The sequence below is a fragment of the Reyranella sp. genome, assembly GCF_036558665.1.
In the GTDB taxonomy this organism is placed as follows: Bacteria; Pseudomonadota; Alphaproteobacteria; order Reyranellales; family Reyranellaceae; genus Reyranella.
The window spans coordinates 1-5,338 of the sequence record NZ_DATBFE010000132.1; the positions used below are offsets into that span (position 1 = coordinate 1).

General features: G+C 64.3%; 9 protein-coding genes and 1 other RNA gene. 9 read left to right on the top strand and 1 reads right to left on the bottom strand.

Features of this window, described 5'->3' with window-relative positions:
- The coding region (locus tag VH499_RS19445; RefSeq protein WP_332054417.1) for a hypothetical protein at positions 1 to 113 on the bottom strand (113 nt) is incomplete at its 3' end.
- A gap of 218 nt (positions 114 to 331) precedes the next feature.
- On the opposite strand from VH499_RS19445, the gene VH499_RS19450 reads away from it, so the two are divergent.
- The 9 genes from VH499_RS19450 to ruvB all read left to right on the top strand — a co-directional run.
- Positions 332 to 565: a hypothetical protein gene (locus VH499_RS19450; RefSeq protein WP_332054410.1), complete on the top strand. Its 234-nt coding sequence runs from the start codon at positions 332 to 334 to the stop codon at positions 563 to 565.
- Positions 566 to 679: 114 nt separating this feature from the next.
- On the top strand, positions 680 to 1,012 hold the full coding sequence (locus tag VH499_RS19455) for a cell division protein ZapA (RefSeq protein ID WP_332054411.1): 333 nt from the start codon (positions 680 to 682) through the stop codon (positions 1,010 to 1,012).
- Positions 1,013 to 1,069: 57 nt separating this feature from the next.
- Positions 1,070 to 1,228: non-coding RNA, 6S RNA (gene ssrS, locus VH499_RS19460), on the top strand.
- A gap of 22 nt (positions 1,229 to 1,250) precedes the next feature.
- The gene (locus VH499_RS19465; protein WP_332054412.1) at positions 1,251 to 1,826 is read left to right on the top strand and encodes a 5-formyltetrahydrofolate cyclo-ligase; all 576 of its coding nucleotides are present in this window, start codon (positions 1,251 to 1,253) and stop codon (positions 1,824 to 1,826) included.
- A 3-nt stretch (positions 1,827 to 1,829) separates the two neighbouring features.
- Complete coding sequence (locus VH499_RS19470; protein ID WP_332054413.1) at positions 1,830 to 2,636, top strand: TIGR00282 family metallophosphoesterase; 807 nt, start codon at positions 1,830 to 1,832, stop codon at positions 2,634 to 2,636.
- Between the two features lie 301 nt (positions 2,637 to 2,937).
- Positions 2,938 to 3,696: a YebC/PmpR family DNA-binding transcriptional regulator gene (locus VH499_RS19475; RefSeq protein WP_332054414.1), complete on the top strand. Its 759-nt coding sequence runs from the start codon at positions 2,938 to 2,940 to the stop codon at positions 3,694 to 3,696.
- An 8-nt stretch (positions 3,697 to 3,704) separates the two neighbouring features.
- Entirely contained in the window at positions 3,705 to 4,196 is a 492-nt protein-coding gene (ruvC, locus tag VH499_RS19480) for a crossover junction endodeoxyribonuclease RuvC (RefSeq protein ID WP_414709814.1), read from the top strand.
- Complete coding sequence (gene ruvA / locus VH499_RS19485) at positions 4,193 to 4,804, top strand: Holliday junction branch migration protein RuvA (RefSeq protein ID WP_332054415.1); 612 nt, start codon at positions 4,193 to 4,195, stop codon at positions 4,802 to 4,804. The genes ruvC and ruvA overlap by 4 nt, the downstream gene beginning before the upstream one ends.
- The coding region (gene ruvB, locus VH499_RS19490; protein ID WP_332054416.1) for a Holliday junction branch migration DNA helicase RuvB at positions 4,801 to 5,338 on the top strand (538 nt) is incomplete at its 3' end. The genes ruvA and ruvB, both read left to right, overlap by 4 nt.

Below are 5,338 nucleotides of genomic sequence, written 5' to 3' on the forward strand. Positions count from 1 at the left end.
GCCATGCCCATCGGCATGCCGGGATGGCCTGAATCGGCCTGCTGCACGGCATCCATGGCCAGAGCCCGGATAGCGTTCGCCATGTCGCGATGTGCAGCAGTTGGTGCAGTCATCAGATGCTGTCGCCGTAGGGATTTTCGAACGGCGCGCAACATGACGGCCACCCCAATCTGCGTCAATGCGCAAAACCTTATGGTCGGACAAGATATTGCGGAGACGGATGCTCCACAGCCGCCACATGTTGACCGTCCGGAAGCCTCCACTTATTCTTCATGCCATGGAACAGACACCGCCGGGCGAATACCTTCTTCGATCCGTCGCTGGGGGAGCCGTGGCCAAGGCAGGCAATGCCAAGGATCGCGTGAACGATGCGCTCAGTCGGCTGGAGTCGATGATCGAGGAGCGGCTGCATGCCGAACGCGCCCGATCCGACGAGCTCGGACGCCGTCTCGGCAAGCTCGAGCAGCAGCACGAAGAGCTGAAGAGAGTCGCCATTGAAGTCGAGGGCCGGCTCGAGCGTGCGATGGAGTATATTCGCGCGCTGCTCGCCGCCGACCAGAGATGAAAGCGACCGCGCGCCGGTCTTTTCAACAAACAGGCATCGCCTCGCGGGCCTTGGAAGGGTAAAGTCACATTCCCCTCAGACGCCGAACACGGCGCAATAAACAGGAAAAGTGACATGCCCGAAGTGTCGATCAACATCGCCAACCGGACCTATGAGCTTGCCTGCGGCGACGGCCAGCAAGACCGGGTTCAGGAACTGGCCGCCTATGTCGATGGAAAGGTGACGGAACTGCGCAAGCAGTTGCCGGGCGCGCCCGAGATCAAGTTGATGGTTTTCGCCTCGCTTCTCCTTGCCGAGGAGAGCCGCGAGGCGCGCGGCATTGCCAAGCAGGCCGAGACGGCCCGCGCCTCGGCCACCGACAATGCCGAGACGCTCGCGACGGCGCTCGAGGACCTGATCACCTCTCGCGTCGACAAGATGTCGAGAAAGATGAGCGGAGCGGCCTGAGGGCGGGCTGGCCCGCATTGCGAGGGCCGCCCTGAATGCCTAGATTGGCGGCGGGGCGGATTTCTGCGCGGTGCGTGGTTCGCTTGAAACCCCGGGGCCAATAAGAACTCCTGGGAGCTGTGCCTGGCCTTGACCGTGGTCTTGGCCATACGGCGCCCACCTGCTTTTAGCAGGCCTTGGAGGTTCCACGAGACCACGGCCCATCGTGGAGCCGCCCCGCCTTGCTCTTTCCCCGGACATGAACCTGATCGACGAAAAGCGCATTTTGCGCAGCACCATGCTCGCGTGGCGCAGCACCTTGGCGGAGGCCGAGCGCCACAGTGCGGCTACTGGTCTGCGTGCCGTCTTCCAACGCGAGCGGCCGTTCGAGACACCGGCGGTGGTCTCGGGCTTCTGGCCCATCAAGGAGGAGATCGACATCCGGCCGTTGATGATCGATCTCTTCAATGAGGGCTGTCAGCTTGCCTTGCCGGTCGTGCAGGGCAAAGGGCAAAGGCTTCTCTTCCGCGCGTGGCGACCCGGCGATGCGCTGGAAGCAGGCGTCTTCGGCACGTTGCAGCCGTCCGTGAAGCGCGAGGTGATCGAGCCGGAAGCGCTCCTGGTGCCGCTGCTGGCTTGCGACGAGGATGGGTGGCGCCTGGGCTATGGCGGCGCCTTCTACGACCGTACGCTTGCCGCGTTGCGCGGTCGCGGCAAGATCACGGCCGTCGGCGTGGGCTTCGACGCCCAGCGCGTTCCCGAAGTGCCGCACGGGCCACAGGACCAGCGGCTGGATTGGCTGTTGACCGATCAACGGGCTTGCGCCTTTGTCTGAGCGATGAAAGTCCTTTTCTGTGGAGACATCGTCGGACGATCCGGCCGTGAGGCTGTGACCAGGAACGTGCCGCGGTTGCGCCGCGATCTCGAACTGGATTTCGTCGTGGCGAACGGCGAGAACGCTGCGGCGGGCTTCGGCATCACCGCCAAGATCTGTGCCGAACTGCACAATGGCGGCGTGGACTGCATTACCACCGGAAACCACGTGTGGGATCAGCGCGACATCGTTTCCTACATTGCCCAGGACAAGCGTCTGTTGCGGCCGGTCAATTATCCTCCGGGCACGCCGGGCTGGGGCGCCAACCTGTTCGAGACGGCGCGCGGCCAGAAAATCGTGATCGTGAACGTGATGTGTCGACTTTTCATGGATGCGCTCGACGATCCGTTCCGCACCGTCGATCTCGAGCTGGCGAAGTACGGGCTGGGGCGGTCGGCGCACTTCATCCTGGTCGATGTTCACGGCGAGGCCACGAGCGAGAAGCAGTCGATGGGCCATCATTGCGACGGCCGGACCACGGCCGTGCTGGGCACCCACAGTCACATCCCGACCGCCGATCATTGGATCTTGCCGGCCGGCACCGCCTACCAGACCGATGTAGGGATGTGCGGCGACTATGATTCGGTGATCGGCATGAAGAAGGATGTCGCCGTCCAGCGCTTCATCAAGAAGATCCCCGGCGAACGCCTGTCACCGGCGACTGGCGAGGGGACACTGTGCGCCGTGCTGGTCGAGAGCGACGACAAGACCGGGTTGGCGCGATCGATCCGGCCGGTCCGGGTCGGTGGCCGCCTCTCGCCTACCGAGTAGTTTTCAGCATCTTGTATCCCACAAGAGGGTTCCGTATCTATTACGGGTATCTTGAAGAGGACCGTTGACGGTCTGGGGAAAAAGCGGCATCCTTTTGATGTTAAACGATTTTTCCGCCACGTGGGCGGGCTGTCTTCAAGGTTAGAGGGGGCGTCGGAATCTAGGTTCCGACGTTTTTTAGCGGGGGCTTCGGCCCCCGCCTTTTTTTCTGCCGCACCCTTGGCGCTGTCTCTAACAGTCCCAAAACCCACGAGAAGTGGTATAGGCGGCGCATCATCTCACTGAATCTGGTTGTTGGGCGATGGCTGGCCATTCGCAGTTCAAGAACATCATGCACCGCAAGGGCCGACAGGATGCCCAGCGGGCGAAGATCTTCACCAAGCTGATCCGCGAGATCACGACCGCAGCGCGCCTCGGGGCCGCCGATCCCAATTCCAATCCACGTCTGCGAGCGGCCATGATCGCGGCGCGCGAGGCCAACATGACGCGCGATACGATCGATCGTGCCATCAAGCGCGGCTCGGGCAACGAGGCGGACGCCAACTACGACGAGGTACGGTACGAAGGCTACGGTCCCGGCGGAATAGCGGTCATCGTCGAGGCACTCACCAACAATCGCAATCGCACGGCAGGCGAGGTGCGCTCCGTCTTCGCCAAACACGGCGGCAATCTCGGCGAATCGAACAGCGTGTCCTTCATGTTCGACCGTATGGGCGAGTTTCGCTACGCGCTGAAAGCAGGTTCGGCCGACGAGGTCATGGAGAAGGCGATCGACGCCGGCGCCGACGACGTGGCAAGCGGCGAAGGCGAAGGGGCGGTGCACGAAATCTACTGCACGCAGGAGAATTTCAACACCGTGCGCGAGGCACTCGAGAAGTCACTCGGGCAGCCCTCATCGGCCAAGCTCATGTGGCGGCCTAAGACGACGACGCCGGTCGAAGGCGACGCGGCCCAGACGCTGCTCGACCTGATCGCCGCGCTCGAAGACAACGACGACGTACAGAACGTCTACGCCAACTTCGAGCTGTCGGACGACACCCTGGCGAAGTTCGCGGCCTGAGCGGCGCGATGAGATTGATCGGCCTCGATCCCGGTCTGCGGCTGACCGGCTGGGGCGTGATCGAGATCGAGGGCAACCGGCTGCGCCACATAGCACACGGTGTGATCAAGGTTGTGGGTGACCGTTCGTTGGCCGAGCGGCTCAGCGAACTGTTCGATGGCGTGGCGGCTGTCGTGGCGGCGCAACAGCCGATCGAGGCGGCGGTCGAGGAGACCTTCGTGAACGTCAATCCCGGCTCGACGCTGAAGCTCGGCCAGGCGCGTGGCGTGGTGTTGCTGGCGCCGGCGCGCGCGGGCCTGCCCGTGTTCGAATACGCGGCCAACCTGGTGAAGAAGTCTGTGGTCGGCGTCGGACATGCCGACAAGCGGCAGATCGCCGCCATGGTCGGGCGCCTTCTGCCGGGCGTCGAGGCGACGGCCGATGCCGCCGATGCGCTCGCTGTCGCGATCTGCCATGCCCATCACCGGGCGACCGCCAAGCGCGTGGAGGCGGTGCTTTGATCGCCAAACTGAAGGGTACGGTCGATGCGATCGACGCGGACAGCGCAGTGATCGATGTGAATGGCGTCGGCTATCTCGTTTCGGCATCGGCGCGTACCCTGCGCGACCTCGTCGTGGACGGTCCTGCGACTCTCCTGGTGGAGACCCTCGTGCGCGAGGATGCGATCGCGCTGTACGGCTTCCTGGAGACCGCTGAACGCGACTGGTTCCGCATCCTCACGACCGTCCAGGGCGTCGGTGCCCGGGTTGCGCTGTCCATCCTCTCCACGCTATCGCCCGATGAGATCGCGCGCGCCATCGCGGCGCAGGACAGGGCCACCCTCAGCCGACCGGCAGGCGTCGGACCCAAGCTTGCTGCCCGTCTCGCGACCGAGCTCAGGGACAAGGCCGCGGCCTTTGGCATTGCGCCGGCAGCCAAGGCCGCCGATGTCGCGCCGTCCGGCGCCGCCGCTGGCTCGATCAACGAGGATGCGGTCTCGGCGCTGGTCAATCTCGGTTACCGCCGTGTCGAGGCATTCGGGGCCGTGGCGCGCGTCACTCAGCGACTTGGCGCCGACGCCAGGCTCGATGCCGTGATCCGCGCCGGGCTGCAGGAACTCGCGCGATGAGCGACGCGGGGGATCGGCTGGTGGCGAGCAGGCGAGCCGAAGAGGACGCGGCGGAACTCGCACTTCGTCCCCAGACGCTCGACGATTTCATCGGCCAGAAACAGGTTCGTGAGAACCTCAAGATCTTCATTCGGGCCGCCAAGGACCGCAAGGAAGCGCTCGACCACGTGCTGTTCCACGGGCCGCCCGGCCTCGGCAAGACCACGCTGGCGCAGATCGTGGCGAAGGAGCTCGGCGTCGGCTTCCGCGCCACCTCGGGTCCCGTCATCGCCAAGGCCGGCGATCTCGCCGCCCTCCTCACCAATCTCGAAGAGCGCGACGTGCTCTTCATCGACGAGATCCATCGTCTCAATCCGGCGGTGGAGGAGATCCTCTATCCCGCTATGGAGGACTATCAGCTCGATCTCATCATCGGCGAGGGCCCGGCGGCGCGTTCGGTCAAGATCGATCTGTGCAAGTTCACGCTGATCGGCGCCACCACACGCTCGGGGCTGCTGACCACGCCGCTGCGCGATCGTTTCGGCATCCCGGTGC

Bases quoted from the DNA above. Each gene is read 5' to 3' on its own strand.
- ruvC (WP_414709814.1), top strand. From the start codon at position 3,705: ATGAGATTGATCGGCCTCGATCCCGGTCTGCGGCTGACCGGCTGGGGC.
- VH499_RS19470 (WP_332054413.1), top strand. From the start codon at position 1,830: ATGAAAGTCCTTTTCTGTGGAGACATCGTCGGACGATCCGGCCGTGAG.
- VH499_RS19475 (WP_332054414.1), top strand. From the start codon at position 2,938: ATGGCTGGCCATTCGCAGTTCAAGAACATCATGCACCGCAAGGGCCGA.
- VH499_RS19455 (WP_332054411.1), top strand. From the start codon at position 680: ATGCCCGAAGTGTCGATCAACATCGCCAACCGGACCTATGAGCTTGCC.
- VH499_RS19465 (WP_332054412.1), top strand. From the start codon at position 1,251: ATGAACCTGATCGACGAAAAGCGCATTTTGCGCAGCACCATGCTCGCG.